21 protein-coding genes are annotated in these 20,674 nt (G+C 65.5%); 15 read left to right on the forward strand and 6 right to left on the reverse strand.

Features of this window, described 5'->3' with window-relative positions; all coding sequences use genetic code 11:
* The first annotated feature begins 227 nt into the window (after window positions 1-227).
* The gene (locus tag GT347_RS17465; protein WP_160553417.1) at window positions 228-1,295 is read left to right on the forward strand and encodes a porin; all 1,068 of its coding nucleotides are present in this window, start codon (window positions 228-230) and stop codon (window positions 1,293-1,295) included.
* A 31-nt stretch (window positions 1,296-1,326) separates the two neighbouring features.
* Here the strand turns inward: GT347_RS17465 and GT347_RS17470 are convergent, their stop codons facing one another.
* A complete protein-coding gene (locus tag GT347_RS17470; protein ID WP_160553418.1) occupies window positions 1,327-2,235 on the reverse strand; it encodes a 23S rRNA (adenine(2030)-N(6))-methyltransferase RlmJ in 909 nt (302 codons plus the stop codon).
* Window positions 2,236-2,422: 187 nt separating this feature from the next.
* Between GT347_RS17470 and rplM the strand changes: the two genes are divergently transcribed.
* The 4 genes from rplM to mdtD all read left to right on the forward strand — a co-directional run bounded on the left by rplM (window position 2,423) and on the right by mdtD (window position 5,349).
* The gene (gene rplM / locus GT347_RS17475; protein WP_160553419.1) at window positions 2,423-2,851 is read left to right on the forward strand and encodes a 50S ribosomal protein L13; all 429 of its coding nucleotides are present in this window, start codon (window positions 2,423-2,425) and stop codon (window positions 2,849-2,851) included.
* Between the two features lie 10 nt (window positions 2,852-2,861).
* Window positions 2,862-3,254, forward strand: a complete 393-nt coding sequence (gene rpsI, locus GT347_RS17480) for a 30S ribosomal protein S9 (RefSeq protein WP_160553420.1) — start codon at window positions 2,862-2,864, stop codon at window positions 3,252-3,254.
* 169 nt (window positions 3,255-3,423) lie between these two features.
* Window positions 3,424-3,798: an iron-sulfur cluster insertion protein ErpA gene (gene erpA, locus GT347_RS17485; RefSeq protein WP_160553421.1), complete on the forward strand. Its 375-nt coding sequence runs from the start codon at window positions 3,424-3,426 to the stop codon at window positions 3,796-3,798.
* Between the two features lie 102 nt (window positions 3,799-3,900).
* Entirely contained in the window at window positions 3,901-5,349 is a 1,449-nt protein-coding gene (gene mdtD, locus GT347_RS17490; protein ID WP_160553422.1) for a multidrug transporter subunit MdtD, read from the forward strand.
* A gap of 33 nt (window positions 5,350-5,382) precedes the next feature.
* Here mdtD and GT347_RS17495 read toward each other — a convergent pair whose 3' ends face one another.
* Window positions 5,383-6,507 (reverse strand): anhydro-N-acetylmuramic acid kinase, encoded by a 1,125-nt coding sequence (locus GT347_RS17495; RefSeq protein ID WP_160553423.1) that lies wholly within the window; start codon window positions 6,505-6,507, stop codon window positions 5,383-5,385.
* Window positions 6,508-6,526: 19 nt separating this feature from the next.
* Window positions 6,527-7,888 (reverse strand): M23 family metallopeptidase, encoded by a 1,362-nt coding sequence (locus tag GT347_RS17500; RefSeq protein ID WP_160553424.1) that lies wholly within the window; start codon window positions 7,886-7,888, stop codon window positions 6,527-6,529.
* Window positions 7,889-8,101: 213 nt separating this feature from the next.
* On the opposite strand from GT347_RS17500, the gene tyrS reads away from it, so the two are divergent.
* A complete protein-coding gene (gene tyrS / locus GT347_RS17505) occupies window positions 8,102-9,334 on the forward strand; it encodes a tyrosine--tRNA ligase (protein WP_160553425.1) in 1,233 nt (410 codons plus the stop codon).
* A gap of 4 nt (window positions 9,335-9,338) precedes the next feature.
* Here tyrS and GT347_RS17510 read toward each other — a convergent pair whose 3' ends face one another.
* Complete coding sequence (locus GT347_RS17510; RefSeq protein WP_160553426.1) at window positions 9,339-10,322, reverse strand: LysR substrate-binding domain-containing protein; 984 nt, start codon at window positions 10,320-10,322, stop codon at window positions 9,339-9,341.
* Between the two features lie 135 nt (window positions 10,323-10,457).
* Here GT347_RS17510 and GT347_RS17515 point away from each other — a divergent pair, with 135 nt between their 5' ends.
* The 4 genes from GT347_RS17515 to GT347_RS17530 all read left to right on the forward strand — a co-directional run bounded on the left by GT347_RS17515 (window position 10,458) and on the right by GT347_RS17530 (window position 12,477).
* Complete coding sequence (locus GT347_RS17515; protein WP_160553427.1) at window positions 10,458-10,853, forward strand: DUF2917 domain-containing protein; 396 nt, start codon at window positions 10,458-10,460, stop codon at window positions 10,851-10,853.
* A 24-nt stretch (window positions 10,854-10,877) separates the two neighbouring features.
* On the forward strand, window positions 10,878-11,633 hold the full coding sequence (locus GT347_RS17520) for a Crp/Fnr family transcriptional regulator (RefSeq protein ID WP_407704105.1): 756 nt from the start codon (window positions 10,878-10,880) through the stop codon (window positions 11,631-11,633).
* Between the two features lie 141 nt (window positions 11,634-11,774).
* Window positions 11,775-11,987, forward strand: coding sequence for a hypothetical protein (locus GT347_RS17525; protein ID WP_160553428.1), 213 nt, complete (start codon window positions 11,775-11,777; stop codon window positions 11,985-11,987).
* Entirely contained in the window at window positions 11,962-12,477 is a 516-nt protein-coding gene (locus GT347_RS17530) for a pyridoxamine 5'-phosphate oxidase family protein (protein WP_160553429.1), read from the forward strand. Before GT347_RS17525 ends, GT347_RS17530 begins: the two co-directional genes overlap by 26 nt.
* 66 nt (window positions 12,478-12,543) lie before the next feature.
* Here the strand turns inward: GT347_RS17530 and GT347_RS17535 are convergent, their stop codons facing one another.
* Window positions 12,544-13,368 carry a DUF6279 family lipoprotein gene (locus GT347_RS17535; protein WP_160553430.1) on the reverse strand — a complete coding sequence of 275 codons (825 nt, stop codon included), beginning with the start codon at window positions 13,366-13,368 and terminating at the stop codon, window positions 12,544-12,546.
* Window positions 13,369-13,465: 97 nt separating this feature from the next.
* Here GT347_RS17535 and glmU point away from each other — a divergent pair, with 97 nt between their 5' ends.
* Window positions 13,466-14,857: a bifunctional UDP-N-acetylglucosamine diphosphorylase/glucosamine-1-phosphate N-acetyltransferase GlmU gene (gene glmU, locus GT347_RS17540; RefSeq protein WP_160553431.1), complete on the forward strand. Its 1,392-nt coding sequence runs from the start codon at window positions 13,466-13,468 to the stop codon at window positions 14,855-14,857.
* Window positions 14,858-14,865: 8 nt separating this feature from the next.
* Window positions 14,866-15,612 (forward strand): sensor histidine kinase, encoded by a 747-nt coding sequence (locus GT347_RS17545; protein WP_160553432.1) that lies wholly within the window; start codon window positions 14,866-14,868, stop codon window positions 15,610-15,612.
* 12 nt (window positions 15,613-15,624) lie between these two features.
* Here the strand turns inward: GT347_RS17545 and GT347_RS17550 are convergent, their stop codons facing one another.
* Window positions 15,625-16,110 (reverse strand): Lrp/AsnC family transcriptional regulator, encoded by a 486-nt coding sequence (locus GT347_RS17550; protein ID WP_160553433.1) that lies wholly within the window; start codon window positions 16,108-16,110, stop codon window positions 15,625-15,627.
* A gap of 147 nt (window positions 16,111-16,257) precedes the next feature.
* On the opposite strand from GT347_RS17550, the gene glmS reads away from it, so the two are divergent.
* The 3 genes from glmS (at window position 16,258) to GT347_RS17565 (ending at window position 20,596) form a co-directional block, all read left to right on the forward strand.
* The gene (gene glmS, locus GT347_RS17555) at window positions 16,258-18,198 is read left to right on the forward strand and encodes a glutamine--fructose-6-phosphate transaminase (isomerizing) (protein ID WP_160553434.1); all 1,941 of its coding nucleotides are present in this window, start codon (window positions 16,258-16,260) and stop codon (window positions 18,196-18,198) included.
* 257 nt (window positions 18,199-18,455) lie between these two features.
* The gene (locus tag GT347_RS17560; RefSeq protein WP_160553435.1) at window positions 18,456-20,039 is read left to right on the forward strand and encodes an anti-phage dCTP deaminase; all 1,584 of its coding nucleotides are present in this window, start codon (window positions 18,456-18,458) and stop codon (window positions 20,037-20,039) included.
* Entirely contained in the window at window positions 20,036-20,596 is a 561-nt protein-coding gene (locus GT347_RS17565) for a hypothetical protein (RefSeq protein ID WP_160553436.1), read from the forward strand. Before GT347_RS17560 ends, GT347_RS17565 begins: the two co-directional genes overlap by 4 nt.
* Window positions 20,597-20,674: the final 78 nt, after the last annotated feature.

Consider the following 20,674-nt stretch of genomic DNA (forward strand, 5'->3'; position numbering starts at 1 on the left):
CAGGGACGGGTATGTCAGGGATTGCGAAAGCCGGATCGCCAAACGAATGCACCACGCGAGGGCGGGTGAACAATCAAAGTGCATACAAAAAATGTGTACGAAGGCCTTGGTGCAATTCCGGCCGCTGTCACACAGATTTAATGGACTTGGGGCTGGCATGGGCTTTGCGTATGCTTACGAAAGTTCACACATCCCGCCTTAACCCCCCTGGAGAAGAGAGTCCATTCATGAAGAAGTCGCTTATCGCCGCCTGCGTCGGCCTGGCCTGCGTGTCCGGCGCCCATGCCCAGAGCAACGTCACCCTGACCGGCCTGGTCGACCTGTATGTCGCCTCGCAGAAGCGTCCCGGCGATTCCGGCCGCACCAATGTGCTGGACAGCGGCGGCATGACCACCTCCTGGTTCGGCATGACCGGCACCGAGGACCTGGGCGGCGGCCTCAAGGCCAACTTCAAGCTGACCTCCTTCCAGCGCGTGGACACCGGCACTCCCGGCCGCTTCACCGGCGACAACTTCTTCACCCGTGACGCCAACGTCGGCCTGTCCGGCAGCTTCGGCGCGGTGACCCTGGGCCGCGGCCTGGCGCCCAACTTCCTGCCGACCATCCTGTTCAACCCCTTCGGCGACTCGTTCAACTTCTCGCCGCTGGTGCTGCACAAGAACGTGGGCCTGTTCAACGGCACCAACTGGCCCGCGTCCACCCCGGCGGACACCGGCTGGTCCAACGAAATCATCTACACGACGCCCGATCTCGGCGGCCTGACCGTCAACCTGCACTACCAGTTCGGCGAGCAGAACAGCAGCACCAACAACGACAACCGCAAGAACGTCGGCATCAACGCTCTGTACTTCAACGGCCCGTTCGCGCTGACCGGCTACTACGAGTACGACCAGGTCAACAACTACAACGCCACCAACGGCAGCCTGATCACCACCGGCACCGCGCTGGACACCAAGAAGGACTGGCTGCTCGGCGGTACCTACGACGCCGGTGTCGTCAAGGGCTTCCTGACCTACAGCCAGACCAAGGCCGACGTCAGCACCCTGGAATTCAAGACCACCCAGGTCGGTGCCTCCGCCCCGATCGGCGCCGGCAAGCTGCTGGCCAGCGTGGCCAGCACCAAGATCGACAACGCCACCGCCACCATTCCCGGCAAGCGTCTGACCGCGACCGTGGGCTACGACTACTTCCTGTCCAAGCGCACCGATGTGTACGCCAACCTGATGTACGACAAGCTGACCGGCAACTACACCAAGGGCAACAGCGTTGCCGTCGGTATCCGCCACCGCTTCTGATTCAGGCTGGAAGGCCGGCGGCTGACGGGGGTCAGCCGCCGTTCTCGAGTGTGAACGCGGCCCTGGAGTCCTGCTCCAGGGCCGTTTTCATTTGCGGCAGGGCTTCGGACAGCAGGGCGCGCAGCGTGTGCGGCGGGTTGATCACAAACATGCCGCTGGCCGGCAGGCCCGGGCGCTTGTGGTCCACGCCCGGCAGGGCGGTGGGCGTGGGCGCCTTGCCGCCCTTGACGGTGAGCGTGGCATGCAGCCAGGGCTTTCTCGCCTGATTGGCCAGGGTCTTCAGGCGGCGCGGCAGGTCGTGCGCCTCGGCCCGGCCGATGATCGGATACCAGACGGCATAGGTGCCGGTGGCGAAACGCTTCAGGCTGTCGGCCGCCATGGTGGCGACGGCGGCGTAGTCCGACTTCATCTCGTAGCTCGGATCGCACAGCACCAGCGCGCGCCGCTGCGGCGGCGGGATGAATTTCTTCAGGCCCTCGAAACCGTCCTCGCTCAGCACGGCGATGCGGCGGCCGGCGTCGAGCTGGGCGATGTTGCCGGCCAGCGCCCGGGCGTCGGTCGGATGCAGTTCGAAAAGCTTGAGCCTGTCGTGTCCGCGCAGCAGGCGTTCGGCCACGAAGGGCGAGCCGGGGTAGACGGTGGCGCCGCTGCTCTTGTTGAACTCGGCCACCAGCGCCAGGTAGTCGGCCAGCAGCGGCGCCGGGGCGGGCGCGCCCTCGGCGGCGAAGAAGGCGCGCACCCGGGCGATGCCTTCGAGCGATTCGCCGCTCTTGGTGGCGTAGTCGCCGTCCAGCCGGTAGAGGCCGGCGCCGGCGTGGGTGTCGATCACCGTCAGCGCGGCGTCCTTCTGCACCAGGTGTTGCAGGATGCCGATGAGCGTGGCGTGCTTGAGCACATCCGCGTGGTTGCCGGCGTGGAAGGCGTGTCGGTAGCTGAACATGATGCTTCGATGGTAACCAGCCTTGCAGGACGCGCCGAATACTTTCTATAATGGAGGGCTTCGCAGCGTTTGGCAGGTCCCGCGGCGAAGGTGCCCTTTACCGGGTGCATACCGCCTAAGAGGTTTCCTTCAGAGAAACGCCGACCGCGGAAAAGGGCCGATGCCAGAACTCACTCGAAAGTCATACATGTCTACATTCAGCGCAAAGCCCGCTGACGTGGTGCACGAGTGGTTTGTGATTGACGCGACCGACAAGGTCCTCGGACGGGTAGCCAGCGAAGTTGCCCTCCGTCTGCGCGGCAAGCACAAAGCCATTTATACGCCTCACGTCGACACCGGCGATTTCATCGTCATCGTCAACGCAGCCAAGCTCAAGGTCACCGGCACCAAGTCCCTGGACAAGGTGTACTACCGTCACTCGGGCTATCCCGGCGGCATCACTGCCACCAACTTCCGCGATCTGCAAGCCAAGCACCCTGGCCGCGCACTCGAGAAGGCCGTCAAGGGCATGCTGCCCAAGGGTCCGCTCGGCTACGCCATGATCAAGAAGCTCAAGGTCTACGGCGGCGCGGAACATCCGCACACCGCCCAGCAGCCGCAAGCGCTGGAAATCTGAGGAGCCCCGAATGATTGGTGAATGGAACAATGGCACCGGCCGTCGCAAATCCAGCGTCGCCCGCGTGTTTCTGAAAAAAGGCAGCGGCAAGATCACGGTCAACGGCAAGGACGTACAGCAGTACTTCGGCCGCGAAACCTCGATCATGATCGCCAAGCAGCCGCTCATGCTGACCAACCATGCCGAAACCTTCGACATCATGGTCAACGTGCACGGCGGCGGTGAGTCCGGCCAGGCCGGCGCAACCCGCCACGGCATCACCCGCGCCCTGATCGACTGGGACGCGACCCTGAAGCCGGTTCTGTCGGCTGCAGGCTTCGTCACCCGCGACGCTCGCGAAGTGGAACGTAAGAAGGTCGGCCTGCACTCCGCACGCCGCCGCAAGCAGTTCTCCAAGCGTTAATCCGCTTTCGGAACTTCGCAAAAACCGCCCTTGTGGCGGTTTTTGTGTTTTCATGGGCGGCACCATTCGCCCTGCCGCGCGGACGGCCATCTTGTAACGCCCGGCTTGAAACCGGCCTTCTTGCTAGCATGTCCGTCTTGCGTCCCGCACATTCCCACTGGAGTTTCCCATGAGCGCTGTCGCCGAAGACATCACCACTGCTCCCACCGCCATGCCCGAGCCGATCCTGTTCACCGACAGCGCGGCCGCCAAGGTGGCCGACCTGATCGCCGAAGAGGGCAATCCCGACCTGAAGTTGCGTGTCTTCGTGCAGGGCGGCGGCTGCTCCGGCTTCCAGTACGGCTTCACCTTCGACGAGGTGGTCAACGAGGACGACACCACCATGAGCAAGAACGGTGTTTCCCTGCTGATCGACGCCATGAGCTACCAATACCTGCTCGGCGCCGAGATCGACTACAAGGAAGACCTGCAGGGCGCCCAGTTCGTGATCAAGAATCCGAACGCCCAGACCACCTGCGGTTGCGGCTCCTCCTTCTCGGTCTGATCCGTCTCCAGAAAGCGCCCCTCGCCGGGCGCTTTCTCTCTTTCGGGCCGCAAAGCCGCCGCAGGGCGGCTTTTTCGTTGCCGGCTCCTGCCTGATCCCGCCATGTCCTCCACCGCATCCGCTCCGCGCTCCAGCAGTTCCCCGCTGCTGTGGCTGGTCGCCGCCGGCTTCTTCATGCAGACGCTGGACACCACCATCGTCAACACCGCGCTGCCGGCCATGGCACGGAGCCTGGGCGAGAGCCCCCTGCGCATGCAGTCGGTGGTGGTGGCCTATTCGCTGACCATGGCGATGCTGATCCCGGCCTCGGGCTGGATCTCCGACCGCTTCGGCACCCGGCGGGTGTTCTTCACCGCCATCCTGGTGTTCGCCCTGGGCTCGCTGTGCTGCGCGCTGTCGCGCAACTTGGCCGAACTGGTGGGCGCGCGCATCCTGCAGGGCATGGGCGGCGCACTGCTGCTGCCGGTGGGGCGGGCGGCGGTGCTGCGCGGCGTGCCGCGTTCGCAGTTCCTGCAAGCCATGAGTTTCGTGGCCGTGCCGGGGCTGATCGGGCCGCTGCTGGGTCCCACGCTGGGCGGCTGGCTGGTGCAGTACACCAGCTGGCACTGGATCTTCCTCATCAACCTGCCGGTCGGCCTGATCGGCTGCGCCGCCACGCTGGTCTACATGCCCGACGGCCGGGCGGCCCAGCCGGGCCGTTTCGATCTCGTCGGCTACGGCTGGCTGGCTTTCGGCATGGTGGCGGTATCGCTGGCGCTGGACGGCCTGGCCGAACTGGGCCTGCCGCAGGTCACGGTGGTGCTGCTGGTGGTGTTCGGCCTGGCGAGCCTCGCGGCCTACTGGCTGCATGCGCTGCGGCGGCCCGACCCGCTGTTTTCGCCGGCCATGTTCTCGGTGCAGTCCTTGCGGGTGGGGCTGATCGGCAATCTGTTCGCACGCGTCGGCAACAGCGCCATGCCCTATCTGGTGCCGCTGCTGCTGCAGGTCGGGCTCGATTTCACGCCGCTGCACGCCGGCATGATGCTGCTGCCGGCCGCCGCGGCCGGCATGGCGGCCAAGCCGGTGGCGGCGCGGCTGATCGCACGTTTCGGGTACCGGCAGGTGCTGGTGGGCAACACCATGCTGGTGGGCCTGACCATCGTTTCCTACGCGCTGATCGGGCCGGAGCAGCCGCTGTGGGTGCGGCTGCTGCAGTTCGCGGTGTTCGGCGCGGTCAATTCCATGCAGTTCACCGCGATGAACACGGTCACGCTCAAGGACATGGCCGGCCCGCTGGCCAGCAGCGGCAGCAGCCTGCTGTCCATGGTGCAGATGCTGGCCATGGGCATGGGAGTGGCCTGCGCGGGCGCGGTGCTGGCGGGCTTCAACACCTACTTCGGCGCGGCGGGGCTGGCGAGCGGCCACAGCCTGCGCGCCTTCCATGCCACCTTCGTCACCATGGGCCTGATCACGATGGCGTCGGCCTGGATCTTCTGGCAGCTGGAGCCCGATACCGCGGCGACCACCGAAGAGGTCAAGGCCGTGGACGCCGACACGGTCGACCACGCCTGAGGCTGCGGGCGCCGCGGGCATGGCGCTTGTCGTTCAGGCCGGGTAGATGGCGCCCAGCACCCGCGGCCCTGCGGCGCCAGTCGCGGCGGGCAGGTTGCCTGGCAGGCGCTCCACGCAGCGGCGCGCCAGCCAGGCGAAGGCGGCGGCCTCCACCTGTTGCGGCGGCAGGCCCAGCGCCTCCGTCGATGCCACCTCGATGCCCGGCAGGGCCTGCGCCAGTCCCTGCATCAACGCGCCGTTGAGGGTGCCGCCGCCGCACACATACAGCGCCTGCGTGCCGGGTGCAGCGCCTAGCAAGGCCTGCGCGGCAGCCTGCACCGTCAGGGCGGCCAGCGTGGCCTGCACATCGACCGGCGCCGCATCCATGAAGCTGCCCAGCCGTGCATCGAGCCAGCCGGGATTGAACAGATCCCGGCCGGTGCTCTTGGGCGCCGGCTGGCTGAAAAACGGCTCCTGCAGCAGCGACTCCAGCAGTGCCGGAACGATCCGGCCGCCGGCGCCCCATGCGCCGTCCGCGTCGTAGTTCCGGCCGGTATGGCGCTGGCACCAGTGGTCGAGCAGCGCATTGGCCGGCCCGCAGTCGAAGCCCGATGCGCCGCCGCCCGCCGGCAGCAGGCTCAGGTTGCCGATGCCGCCCAGGTTCAGCAGGGCGATGTCGCGTCCGCTGCCGCCGAACCAGTCGAGGTGGAAGGCCGGCACCAGCGGCGCGCCCTGGCCGCCGGCGGCCACATCGCGGCTGCGGAAATCCGCCACCACCTCGATGCCGGTGCGCTCGGCCAGCAGGGCCGGGTTCTGCAGCTGCAAGGTGTAGCCGGTGCCGTCGAAAGCGCCCGGCCGGTGGCGCACCGTCTGGCCATGGGCGCCGATGGCGCGGATGTCGGCTCGGGCCAGTCCGCCTTGCGAAAGCAGGGCTTGCACCACCTGGGCATACACACGCGACAAGGCATTGGCGGCCAGGGCCGCGCGGTGCAGTTCGTTGTCGCCCGGCGTGTTGAGCGCCAGCAGTTCGGCGCGCAGGCTGGCGGGGAAATCCAGGCTGGCGAAGGCCGTCACCCGGTGCGGCCGATCCTGCGAGAACTCGCAGATCACCCCATCGACACCGTCGAGCGAGGTGCCCGACATCAGCCCGATATAGCGACTGGCCGTGCCTGTGCTCATGGGGCCTCGGTCGAGGCCCTTAACGGGCGCTGGCGACGGACGCCTGCAGCCCGGCTTCCAGCTGCATGCGGGTCGCGCTGGCCAGCTTGTCGAAGGCCGGCTTGTCGGCGGCGCCCAGTTGCACCGCCTCGCTCTGGCGCGCCATCAGCAGCGGATCCTGCTGCACGCCGCCGACGCGGAATTCGAAATGCAGGTGCGGACCGGTGGCCCAGCCCGTCTGGCCGACCAGGCCGATGTTCTGGCCCTGGCTGACCTTCTGGCCGCGGGTCACGTTGATCTTGCTCAGGTGGGCATACACGGTGAGGTCGTTGCCACGGTGCTTGACCATGACCACGTTGCCGTAGCCGTTCTGCACGCCCGCGAAATCGACCACGCCGTCGCCGATGGTGCGCACCGGCGTGCCGCTGGGCGCGGCGAAGTCGGTGCCCAGGTGCATGCGCCACTGCTGCAGGATGGGGTGGAAGCGGTTGGAGAAGCCGCTGGAGACACGGCTGAACTCCAGCGGCGCGCTCAGATAGGCGCGGGTGGAGCTCTTGCCGTCCAGGCTGAAGTAGCTGCCCTTCTGGCCCTTGGGTTCGTACCAGAGGGCGCCGTAGGCCTTGCCGTCGTTGACGAATTCGGCGCTCAGCACTCGGCCGGCGCGGACCATCTCGCCGTCTGCCTCCACCGTTTCGTAGACCACCGAGAAGCGGTCGCCCTTGCGCAGGCTGCGGCGGAAGTCGATGTCGTTGGAGAAGATCTCGGCGACCTGGCTGGCCACCGTGTCGGGAATGCCGGCCTCGTCGGTCGATGCGAAGAGCGAGCTGCTGATGGTGGCGCTGGCCAGGCGGCTGGAAACCGTGGTCGGCACCGCCGCGATGCTGGTCGAAAAGCCCTTGTCCGCCTCGGCGGATTTCTCGATCACCAGCTTCTGGATCTGCTGGGCATCGTCCCCGCCCCAGCGCACCGTCAGGCGCAGCAGGCGGTTGTCTTCGGAGGCCTCGGCCGACACCAGCCGGCCGGAGCGGCCGAACAGGCCCTGGCGGGCCTGCGGATCGTTGCGCAGGAAGGCGACGGCCGCGGCATCGGAAATGCCCAGGCGGCGCAGCAGGGTCTCGGCCGAATCGCTGGAACGGGTGGTTTCGCTGCGGTAGAGCCGCATCGGCGCGCGTTCCACATCGGCCAGGTCGCCCTTGAAGGCGAGCGGGGTGACCGAATGCAGGACTTCTCTGACAGGGAGATCGGATGCGTCGGGACCGTAGCTGGCCACGGCGAAGGCGCCGCCGCCACCACACAGCAGCACGGCACCGAGGGCGGCGCCGATGCGCCGGGGATGTTGCTGGATACCTTGGGCGGCGCGCTGCAGGAGGGCCTGCGCGGCGGCCTGAAAACCGTTGTTCAAAGGAGCTATCCTCGAGAGAGATACGCTGAAGCACCTGCCGCGCCCGCGTGTGCGGCGCGGGCTTCATGTCATGGCGGTGAGCGGTGAGGAGGTGTTCTTTGCCATCCCCGGACCGTGCGTCCGGGCGCAAAAACCGGGCCACATAAAATGCTGGTCAGCCGGCTGCGGCGAAGTATAGCGACGCTCACTTCCGCAGCCTCCTAGAAAACCCTTATGAATCAACCTTCCGTTACAGCAGCACCCCTTTCGGATAGTGTAGGACGAGCGCTCGAAGTCTCCCTGCGCGGCGCTGACGAACTGCTTCCGCGCGCCGAGTGGGTGCAGAAACTGCAGCAATCCGAAGCCAGCGGCGTGCCGCTGCGCATCAAGCTGGGGCTGGACCCGACTGCGCCGGACATCCACTTCGGCCACACCGTGGTGCTCAACAAGATGCGCCAGCTGCAGGACCTGGGCCATACGGTCATCTTCCTGATCGGCGACTTCACCAGCACCATCGGCGACCCCTCCGGCCGCAACAGCACCCGCCCGCCGCTCACGCGCGAGCAGATCGAGGCCAACGCCCAGACCTACTACCGCCAGGCCAGCCTGGTGCTGGACCCGGCGCGCACCGAGGTCCGCTACAACAGCGAATGGTGCGACGCGCTGGGCTCGCGCGGCATGATCCAGCTGGCCGCCAAATACACGGTGGCGCGCATGATGGAGCGCGACGACTTCAGCAAGCGCTTCGCCGCCGGCCAGTCGATCTCGGTGCACGAGTTCCTCTACCCGCTGATGCAGGGCTACGACTCGGTGGCGCTGAAGTCCGACCTGGAACTCGGCGGCACCGACCAGAAGTTCAACCTGCTGATGGGCCGCCACCTGCAGGCCGAGTACGGCCAGCCGCCGCAATGCGTGCTGACCATGCCGCTGCTCGAAGGCCTGGACGGCGTGGACAAGATGTCCAAGAGCAAGAACAACTACATCGGCATCTCGGAAGAGCCCAACACCATGTTCGCCAAGGTGCTGTCCATCTCCGACACCCTGATGTGGCGCTGGTACACCCTGCTGAGCTTCCGCACGATCGCCGAGATCGAGGCCCTGCAGGCCGAGGTGGCCGCCGGCCGCAATCCCAAGGACGCCAAGGTGGCGCTGGCCAAGGAGCTCACCACGCGTTTCCACAGTGCCGCCGCGGCCGATGCGGCCGAGCTGGATTTCCAGCAGCGCAGCAAGGGCGGTGTGCCCGACGAGATTCCCGAAGTGACGCTCTCCGGCGCGCCGCTGGGCATCGGCCAGCTGCTCAAGCAGGCGGGCCTGGCGCCATCGACCTCGGAAGCCAACCGCCTGCTCGACGGCGGCGGCGTGCGTGTCGACTCGGCCGTGGTCAGCGACAAGGGCCTGAAACTGCCCGCCGGCACGTACGTGGTGCAGGTCGGCAAACGCAAGTTCGCCAAGGTGACGCTGGGCTGAGCGATCAGTCCGGCTGGTCGAGCGTGTCGGGGTCGGGCTCGTCGCCGATGGTGCGGCGGGTGAGGGCGGCCTCGGTGCGCAGCCAGTCGCAGAAGGCCTTCACGTCCGGGCGCTGGGCGCTGCGCGGGCCGATCACCAGCCAGTAGGCCAGCGCCGAATCCAGGCGGCGCCCGGGCAGCGCCTCGACCAGGTCGCCGGCCGCCAGGCTGTCGGCCACCAGCGGCAGTCGGGCCAGCGCCACGCCCTGGCCGGCCAGCGCCGCCTGGGCGATCTGCGAGGCGTAGTTGAAATACAGCCAGCGGCGCGGCTCCACCGGTGTTGCATGCGACTGGAACCAGCGCTGCCAGCTCAGCGCGGCCAGCTGCGGCGAATGGTGGGTGTCGCCCGCCTCGATCAGCGTGAAGGCCGCCAGGTCCGCAGGCCGGCTCAAGCCCGGCGACGATTTCAGGAGCCAGGGGCTGGCCACCACCGCCAGGCTTTCGCCGAACAGGCGCTCGGCCCGCATGGGGGCCCGTGCCGGGGTGGTGTAGCGCAGCGCCAAGTCGATGTCGGCGGTTTCCAGGTCGACCGGCGTGTCGGTCGCATCGATGCGGATGTCGATATTGGGATGGGCGCGCTGGAAGGCCTCCAGCCGCGGGATCAGCCACAGCGAGGCGAAGGAGGCCCAGGTGCTGATCGACACGGTGCGCCGCCCCATCTCGTTGCGCAGCTGTCGCACCGTGCTGTCGATGGCCGTCAGCCCGGGGCTCACCACCCGCAGCAGGCGGGCGCCGGCGCCGGTCAACTCCACCGCCCGGGTATGGCGCAGGAACAGCGGCATGCCGACATCGTCCTCCAGCCCCTGGATCTGCCGGCTGACGGCCGACTGCGTGAGCGACAGCTCCTCGGCCGCCAGCCGGAAGTTCAGGTGTCGCGCCACCGCCTCGAAGGCGCGCAGATGGCCGGCGCCGATGGGGCGGGTACGCAGGGCGGGGCGGTTCGTGGCCATGGCAAAAGCAGGTGGACGGCTGTGTCGGCGGACATTGATGCGGGATGGGCATGAATCGCGGGGACGGATTTCATTGGCCCGCCCGGCGGCGTCCGGGGATCATCAGCATATCCCGCCACTGCCTGGGAGCCCTCCATGCCATCGCCATTCGTACCAAGTCCGCAACAATCCACGCTGCCCGCGGGAACCGCCGCCACCTGGCGTTTCGACCGGGCCGTAGTGCTGGTCGTGCAGCGCGGGCGCATCTGGCTGACCCTGGAGCGCATGCCGATGGAGGCCGGCACCGACCCCGCCGTGCCGCGCGGTGCGGACTGGTTCCTCGATGCCGGAGCGCTTTTCCGGCTGCCGGCGCGCCAGGCGGTGGTGCTGGAGGCATCGGGCCGGCCGGGCGAGGCCGCCGTGCTGTCCGTGCATGCCGAAGCGGTCGCCCTGCTGCGGCCGCAGGCCTGGCTGGCAGCCCTGGCGCGACGCTGCAGGGACGGCCTGCATGCATTGCAAGGCCTCGGTGCTACAAGATGTGAAAAGACATGAGCAGGGCTTCTAGAATCGGCGGCCTTGAAACCCGCCGCCCCCACCCTCGACTGCCCGCCCGAATGCCAGCGCTGCGAACTGCGCAACTCGGGCGCCTTCCTGGAATTTTCCGCTGAGAAGGTCGATTACGTGCACCGCTTCCGGCAGAGCACCATGGAGGTGGCGGCCGGCCGGCAGATCATCGCCGAGCACCGCTCCAGCACCCGCCTGTTCACGCTCTACAAGGGCTGGGCCTTCCGCTACAAGACCCTGTCGGACGGCCGGCGGCAGATCCTCAATTTCCTGGTCGCCGGCGACTTCATCGGCCTGCAGGAAGAGTTCGCCGACGGCGCCACCCATGGCGTGGAGGCCCTGACCGACGTCAGCCTGTGCGTGTTCCCGCGCGACAGCCTGTGGCAGCTGTTCCGCGACGATCCGCAACTGGGCTACGACATCACCTGGCTGGCTTCGCGCGAGGAAAGCATGGTCGACGAAGGCCTGGTCACCGCCGGCCGCCGCACGGCCATGGAGCGGGTCGCCATGCTGCTGGTGCACCTGTACCGCCGGGCCGAGCGCATCGGCCTGGCCCGCGATGGCAGCATCGCCTTCCCCTTCAACCAGCAGCACATCGCCGATGCGCTGGGCCTGTCCCTGGTGCACACCAACAAGACCCTGCGCCGCCTGAGCCGCATGGGCCTGCATTCGCTGCAGGAAGGCCGCCTGGTCATGCACGACCCCAAGGGCCTGGAGAGCGTGGCCGACTACTACGACCGGCCGTTGCGCAAACCGCCGCTGATCTGAGCGCATCCGCGCCCCCGGTTCGCCCTATGTAGGCGACCGCCGACATGGCTGGAACAACGCAGACGACAGTCCGCGTGGCGTCGCTTTTCTATGCTGGAGGCAGCCCCTAGAACAAGCATTCGACGCCATCCCGGAGACAGCATGTCCATCCATTCCTTTGCGCCCAAGCCGGCCGCACGCAAGCACGTGCAGCGCCAGCAGCAGCCCGCGCGCTTCTGGCTCAACCGCCAGCAACAGCAGCAGGGCTACAGCGAGTACCAGCACGGCCAGGTCGCCCCGGCCCGCGCATCCGCGCCCGAATTTTTTGAGACCCCAACTGGAGCACAGAATGAAAAAAGCGGACCAACTCTCTGAAGGCATGCAGAAGGTCGTCGACCTGATCGACGGCATCGGCGCCGGCATGCTCACCACGCCCGACAGCAGCGGCGTGCTGACCAGCCGGCCGATGATGCCGCTGGAGGTCGATGCCAACGGCTCCATCTGGTTTTTCACCAAACCTTCCTCCGACAAGCAGGCCCCGGCCGGCAAGGTGAACCTGGCCTTCGCCGAGCCTTCGGACGGCAAGTACGTCTCTCTCAGCGGCGGTTCCACCCTGATCTACGACCGCAACAAGATCGAAGAACTGTGGAGCGCCGCCGCCAAACCCTGGTTCCCGCAAGGCAAGGAAGACCCGTCACTCGCCCTGCTGCGGGTGGATGTGGACGACGCCGAGTACTGGGATTCGAACTCCAGCCGCATGGTGCGCATGCTGGCGATGGCGGCATCGGCCGTCAGCGGCAAGCCGGTGGGCATGGGCGAGAACCGCACGGTGCACAACCCGGTGGCGCCTTCGCCGGCAGCCTGAGCCGGCGGCCCGCGAAGGGCCTCGCCAAGATCAAAGGCCGCTCGAAAGCGGCCTTTTTTTACGTCCTCAGGACTTGGCGGCCAGCTGCGCCGCATCGCTGCGGTACTTCTGCAGCTCCTTGACCGCATGCGCCCGCTGCGTGTCGCTGGCGCTGTTCTGCACCTCGGCCATGGCCTCGCATCCGGCGCGGCGCACGGCCTCCTGGTGTTGATGCACGGCGGGATCGGGCGAGTCGAAACCCCGGTCTATCAGCCCCGCGATCGCCTTGCGGGCATCGGCCGGCGAGGCATTGGGCGTGGCCTGCAGCTTCTCCAGCGTGGCCAGCACATCCTTCTGCTGCTGCAGCCGCAGCTTGTTGTCGAAGACCGGATCGAAGCCGCCGCTGTCCACATACTTGTGGATGGCCGCGCGCTGGGCATCGCTGAGCTTGCCGTAGAGGTCGTCGGCATAGCCGGCGATCTTCTTGTAGCGCTTGGCATCGCGTTTCTCGGCCGACACCTCGATCCACTCCTTGCGGTACTCGTTGTTGTTCTTGTCGTAGCGTTTGCGCAGGGCCTGCAGCTGCTCGGGCTTGAGCGCCAGTGCGAGCGCGGCGGCCGGCGGCTCCGCCTGGGTGCCCACCGCATGCAGGCGCTGGCGCACCGAGGCGGCCAGGCCGCACATCTGCTCGGGCGTCACATCCTTCACCGCCAGCAGGCTGGCCTGGTCCAGCAAATCGGCGATCTGCGGCAGCTCGGTCTTGCGGTGCCAGCGCTGCAGCGCGGCCAGCTCGTCCTTGACCTGGTCCTTCTGCTCGGCGGTGAAAGCCAGGTAGTTGTCGAGCCACCAATAGCTCACTTCGGGCAGGGCCTGGTAGCCCATCTGCACGGCGCCGCAGGCCTGCAAAACCACGGCGGTGGCGGCGACCCCGATAATCCTCAACCATGGGCGCTTGGCCCTCGGCGGAATCAATAACGGAGCAACCAGCTTGCGATCGGGAGTGGACGGGATGTTGGATGTGGTGGTCATGGCCGCGGGCAAGGGTACGCGGATGAAGAGCAGCCGGCCGAAAGTGTTACATCGCCTTGCGGGCAGGCCCCTGCTGCGCCATGTGCTCGATACCGTCGCCTCGCTGGATACACGCCGCGTCGTCGTCGTGACCGGCCATGGCGCCGAGGCCGTCGAACAGTCGCCCATGCCCCCGGCCCTGGCCGCGCAGCTCGCCTTCGTGCGCCAGGAGCCCCAGCGCGGCACCGGCGACGCGGTGCGCCACGCGCTGCCGCAGCTGGCCGGCGACGGCGTGGTGCTGGTGCTCAACGGCGACGTTCCCCTGATCGCCGCGCCCACCCTGCGGGCCCTGGCCGCTGCCGCCCGACCCGATGCCCTGGCCCTGCTCACCGTGGTGCTGGACGACCCCACCGGCTACGGCCGCATCGTGCGTGACGCCTCCGGCGCGGTGCAGGGCATCGTCGAGCAGAAGGACGCCAGCGATGCCCAGCGCACCATCCGCGAGACCTACACCGGCGTGATGGCCGTGCCCGGCGCCCGCCTGGCCGGCTGGCTGGCCCGCCTGTCCGACGACAACGCCCAGGGCGAGTTCTACCTGACCGACCTGGTCGCCCTGGCGGTGGCCGACGGCGTGCCGGTGCAGGCCGTCGCCACGCAAGACGAAGTGGAAGTGGCCGGTGTCAACAGCCCCGTGCAGCTGGCCGAACTGGAACGCGGCTTCCAGCGCCGCCAGGCCCATGCGCTGCTCGAAGCCGGCGTGCGCCTGGCCGACCCGGCGCGTTTCGACCTGCGCGGCCAGCTCGAATGCGGCCCGGATGTGGAGATCGACATCGGCTGCATCTTCGAAGGCCGCGTCAGCCTGGGCGAGGGCGTGCGCATCGGCGCCCACTGCGTCATCGCCGACGCGAGCATCGCCGCCGGCACCGTCATCCACCCCTTCAGCCACATCCAGGGCGAGGCGGCCGGCGTGCAGGTGGGAGCCGACGCCCGCATCGGCCCCTTCGCCCGCCTGCGCCCCGGCGCCCGCCTGGGCGACGAGGTGCACATCGGCAACTTCGTCGAAGTCAAGAACTCCACCCTGGCCGCCGGCGCCAAGGCCAACCACCTGGCCTACCTGGGCGATGCCACCGTGGGCGAGCGCGTCAACTTCGGCGCCGGCAGCATCACCGCCAACTACGACGGGGTGAACAAGCACCGCACCACCATCGGCGCGGACGCCTCCATCGGCAGCAACTGCGTGCTGGTGGCACCGGTCGTCATCGGCGAGCGCGCCACCGTGGCCGGCGGTTCCACCATCAGCCGGGAAGCGCCCGCCGACCAGCTCACCGTGGCCCGCGCCAGGCAGCTCAGCATCGAAAGATGGAAGCGCCCGGCCAAAAAGGCGTCAGAATAGATGCGCGTATGAACACGAGTCCATTCTCCGCCGCGCCACCGCCAGCCGTTGTCACCGAGCGCCGCGACCGCCGCAATCCGCGGGCCGACCTCGACGACCTGTTCCGCGCCATCTCCCACGACCTGCGTGCCCCCGTGCGCCACCTCGGCGCCTTCGGCCTGATGCTGCGCGAACGCCTGGGCGAGCTGGGCGGCGACGGCGAGGCCCTGTCCTGCCTCGACGCCATGGACGAGGCCACGCAGAACCTCGGCCGCATGATCGACGGCGTGCTGGAACTCTCCCGCATCGCCCGTGCGCCGCTGCTGCGCCAGCCGATGAACGTCGGTGAGGTGGTGGACGAAGTGCGCGGCCAGCTCAGCGAGCACCTGGGCTCGCGCATCGTGGAATGGCATATCGCCGACCACTGGCCCGACTGCCAGGCCGACGTCGCCCTGGTGCGCCAGCTCTTCGAGCGCCTGCTGGCCAACGCCGTCAAGTTCACCCGCCGGCGCGAGGTGGCGATGATCGCCGTCGGCTGGCATCTGCTGCCCGACAACCGCATCGAATACTTCGTGCGCGACAACGGCGCAGGCTTCAACCAGGCCTCGGCCGAAGGCCTGTTCGGCATCTTCAAGCGGCTGCACACCCAGTCCGACTTCGACGGCCTGGGCGTGGGCCTGGCCGGCGCCAGGCAGATCGTGGAGCGCCACGGCGGCCGCATCGGCGCCGATGCCACGCTGGACGTGGGCTGCACCGTGCGTTTCACCCTCGGCTGAGGCTCTGCGCCTTCAGGGCTGCAATGGCAGGGCGGTCTCGAACTTCGAGCGCTTCACGCTGAAGAAGGCCTTCACGTTGCGCACATTGGCATCGGCATGGAACAGCCGCCGCCCCAGCGCCAGGTAATCCGGCATGTCCCGGCAGCGCAGCACCAGCACGAAATCCGGCCCCGGCGACACCCGGTAACACTGCTGCACCGCGTCCTCCGCGCCGGCGCGCAACTCGAAGGCATCGAGCCGCTCGCTGTCCTGACGGTCCAGCGACACCTCGGCGATCACGCTCAGCCCGTGGCCCAGCAGCGGCGCCAGCCGGTCGCTGTCGAGCAAGGCCACCTGCCGGCTGACGATGCCCGATTCCACCAGCCGTTTCACCCGCCGCAGGCAGGTGGCCGGCGACATCCCGGCCGCTTCCGCCAGCGCCTGGTTGCTACGCGAAGCATCCTGCTGCAGCAAACGCAGCAGCTGCCAGTCTGCCGAATCGATGGATATTTCGTTCATATGTGGAGGTTTGGTGAATGAACATTCCACATGGGGTGGAGATTGAAATTTTCCCCCAAAACCAGCTGCATAAATGCACGTTCATTTTTGTCACGCAGCCGTAGCATCCGATCCGCCTTTTCTCCATCTTCCATTGGGCTGATCCATATGTGCGGCATCGTCGGCGCGGTCTCCACCCGCAACATCGTCCCTATCCTCGTCCAGGGCCTGCAGCGCCTGGAGTACCGGGGCTATGACTCCTGCGGCGTGGCCGTGTACGACACCGACGCCATCGCCACCCAGGAAGGCCCGCTGCGCCGCGCCCGCAGCACCTCGCGCGTGGCCGAGCTGCTGAGCCAGGTGCAGGCCGACAAGGTCGTCGGCACCACCGGCATCGCCCACACCCGCTGGGCCACCCACGGCGCGCCGGCGGTACACAACGCCCACCCGCACTTCAGCCACGGCCCGCACACCATCGACGGCCTGACCCACCGCCCCGGCCGCATCGCCCTGGTGCACAACGGCATCATCGAGAACCACGACCAGCTGCGCGCCGAACTCGAAGCCAAAGGCTACGTCTTCGCCAGCCAGACCGACACCGAAGTCATCGCCCACCTGATCGACAGCGTGTACGACGGCGACCTGTTCGAAGCCGTGCAGCAGACCGTGGTGCGCCTGCACGGCGCCTACGCCATCGCCGTGTTCTGCCGCGACGAGCCGCACCGCGTGGTGGGCGCCCGCGCCGGCTCCCCGCTGATCCTGGGCGTGGGCACCCATGCCGCCGCTGGCGGCGAACTGTTCCTGGCCAGCGACGCCATGGCCCTGGCCGGCGTGACCGACCAGATCGTCTACCTGGAAGAGGGCGACGTGGTCGACCTGCAGCTGGGCCGCTACTGGATCACCAACCGCCCCGCCGAAGGCGGCGAACACGTCCGCATCGAACCGGCCCAGCGCCCCGTGCGCACCGTGCAGGCCCACAGCGGCGCGGCCGACCTCGGCCCCTACCGCCACTACATGCAGAAGGAAATCTTCGAGCAGCCGCGCGCCATCGCCGACACCCTCGAAGGCGTGGCCGGCATCGTGCCCGAGCTGTTCGATGGCCAGGGCCGCGACGGCGCCACCGGCGCCAGCGCCTGGCGGGTGTTCCAGGAGATCGACAACGTGCTCATCCTGGCCTGCGGCACCAGCTACTACAGCGGCTGCACCGCCAAGTACTGGCTGGAGTCCATCGCCAAGATCCCCACCCAGGTCGAGATCGCCAGCGAATACCGCTACCGCAGCTCGGTGCCCAACCCGCGCACGCTGGTGGTGACCATCAGCCAGTCCGGCGAAACCGCCGACACTCTGGCGGCCCTGCGCCACGCCCGCCGCCTGGGCATGGAGCAGACCCTGACCATCTGCAACGTCGCCACCAGCGCCATGGTGCGCGAATGCAAGCTGGCCTACATCACCCGCGCCGGCGCCGAGATCGGCGTGGCCAGCACCAAGGCCTTCACCACCCAGCTGGCCGGCCTGTTCCTGCTGACCCTGGCCCTGGCGCAGAGCCGCGGATTCCTGGACGACCAGGCCGAAGCCGAACACCTGAAGGCCATGCGCCACCTGCCCACCGCGCTGCAGGCGGTGCTGGCACTGGAGCCGCAGATCATCGCCTGGGCGCAGGAATTCGCCGCCAAGGAGAACGCCCTGTTCCTGGGCCGCGGCCTGCACTATCCGATCGCCCTGGAAGGCGCCCTGAAGCTCAAGGAGATCACCTACATCCACGCCGAGGCCTACGCCGCCGGCGAACTCAAGCACGGCCCGCTGGCCCTGGTGACCAGCGAAATGCCGGTGGTGACGGTGGCGCCCAACGACACCCTGCTGGAAAAGCTCAAGAGCAACCTGCAGGAAGTGCGGGCGCGCGGCGGCGTGCTGTACGTGCTGGCCGATGCCGACACCCGCATCGAGCGGGCCGAGGGCATGCATGTGATCCGCATGCCGGAGCACTACGGCGCGCTGAGCCCGCTGCTGCATGTGGTGCCGCTGCAGTTGCTGGCGTATCACACGGCCGTGGCGCGGGGGACGGATGTGGACAAGCCGCGGAATCTGGCCAAGAGCGTGACGGTGGAGTGAGGGGGCGTGAGGACGAGTCCTTGGTAGCGAGCCGGTAGTCTCTAGGGGTATGAACCTGTGGGCGGCGCGTCAACTTTGTGCTTTTCCTGCGTGCTCCTCCGCTAGTTGCGTATGCCCTATAGCAAGTTTGAGTGCAGCGGCGCAAGATCGGCGCCCAAATCTGACCGTTATTGTCATCTTCAGAAATTCCACTCAAGGCGCCGACGGACAGCTAAACTTCCGCGTTACCAAGTGTGTCGAACTAAGAGTCAAAAAACATGTCGGTTCCTGCTCATGTGATTTCAATCAAGCCCGAGGACGTTAGGAAGCCGGCAAGACTGCTGTTTAATGAGCTTGAGGCCAACGAGCTAATCTTTGCGGTAGTGGGTCCGGTTGGATCCGGTACGACCTTTGTCGCGGACGCGCTTGAAAACCTGGTTCGCAAGGAGCTAAACGCGACCAATATCGCCAGAATAAAAGCGAGCAATATTATCGCGGAATTTATTGGCGCTGAGGAATTGGCCAGGCTTGAGCCGAATAATAGGCTCACCCGTGCGCGAAAATTTCAGGATGCTGGTGATGAGCTACGTAAGCAAGATGAAGCTGAGCTTGCTGTAAGAATTTCAAGTTCGATTAAGGCGGCCCGTCATGGCTTTCACGGAGGGAAGGAAGCTGCGACCCCAGTAATTGATGAAAAAAAAGCGGCTCCGACGATATACATCGTCGATTCTTTAAAGCATCCTACTGAAGTAGAACTGCTTCGCGGGCTTTACCGCGAAGCTTTCTGCTTGATCGGGGTGGTTTGCGAGGAGCGCACTCGCCTCCAGCGGCTTCAAGACGAGAAATGCAAGGACTCCACCAAGTCTCAAATCTTGGAATTTATGGCGAGGGATGAGGATGAAGATTTGTCATGGGGACAAAAGGTCGCTGAAACCTTCCATTTGGCTGATTTCTTTGTTGACAACACCCCGCCTCGAGTTACACAGGATCAGGTTCCGAATCCCGACTGGGTCGTTAACGATAAGCTTGGTCGTCTTGTCGACATTCTTTCAGGGAAAAAAATCGTTCGCCCAGAGCCCAGTGAGACTGGAATGTTCCATGCCAAAGGCGCACAACTAAGAAGTTCGTGTTTGTCGCGACAAGTAGGGGCGGCTTTGACGGACGGGCGAGGCAATGTCATCGCAACGGGTACGAATGAAGTCCCAATGGCGGGCGGTGGGGTTTATGGTTCTGGGTTTGATAAGATGGATGGTGATCAGTTTGAACCGGATCATCGCTGCCATCAGACTAACCAATACTGCAGCAACTCACGGACGCAAACAAAAATAGTTGAAGAAGTTATTAAGGCAATTCCGCAGTTGGCAGCAGTCGTCGATAAGGCGGATTTGATCAAGGCGCTTAAAAAAACAGCTCTTGGTAGATTACTTGAATTCAGCCGCGCAGTACATGCTGAAATGGATGCACTTTTAACTGCCGCTAGGCAAGGTGCGTGCACTGTCGGTGCAAAGTTGTTCGTGACCACTTTTCCTTGTCACTATTGTGCTCGACATATTGTAACGGCAGGTGTAGAAGAAGTGCAGTACATTGAGCCATACCCTAAAAGTCGTGCTTTTGAATTGCATAGTGATGCCATACAGCAAATTGCGAGCGGTTGGAAATCTCCTTCGAAAAATAGAAATGGTAAAGTATTATTTCGGCTTTTCACAGGCGTTGCGCCACGGTTGTATCGTCGGGCGTTTATGAAAGATCGAAAATTGAAGAATGGGGTGGGCGACATGGAAATTGGTCGCCCAATGTGGACTACCGGGTTGCTCCGGGAAAGTTATACATCGGTTGAAAACAAATTGGAAGGATCTCCATGAAGTTTTCGAATAATGTTGTGCCTTTGTTTCCTGCTTCGCGTACCGATGTTCTCTCGGAGCCTGTTGAAGTGCTTTATCCTGATATCCAGGATGATGCAGGCCAGCTTTCTTTACTTTTTGAGGCTCCATGCATTTTGTATGTAGTCAATGAAAAATGTTTTAGAACAATAGAGAATTTTTATCATTTCTCCGTGGGAGTAAATGTGGGTGCATTGCTTGACATGCGATTGACTCCTAGGCTGGATTTTGTTGCGCCTTCCAGGCAAAGGGCGTTTCAATTGCTTAAAGAGATAAACGTGTCATATGTGGATATGCTTGGAAGATCCGGATTTGCGCCTGCTAAGGCGAATGCTGTCGAATATGTAGAACTCTTGAAGGAAGTGATTCTTGTCTCGGAAACCATTTGTTCGAAAGATGCATCCCGTTTAATGGTTTTTGACGACAAAAATTTTATGGATTCTTGCCATAATTCTTTGCGGCATTGTTTTGAAATCATTGAGGCGGCTGAAGATGTTATTGCATCGCTTGCTCATGCTCATGCTCAATTGCGCATGTAGAGTTTTTGGGTGAATAAGAATGCTGCGTTTGAGATTAGTCGAGTAGTATCGGATAATTTCTTTTAATGGGTGCCGACG

Origin of the sequence: Xylophilus rhododendri (assembly GCF_009906855.1) — a bacterium.
GTDB lineage: Bacteria > Pseudomonadota > Gammaproteobacteria > Burkholderiales > Burkholderiaceae_C > Xylophilus > Xylophilus rhododendri.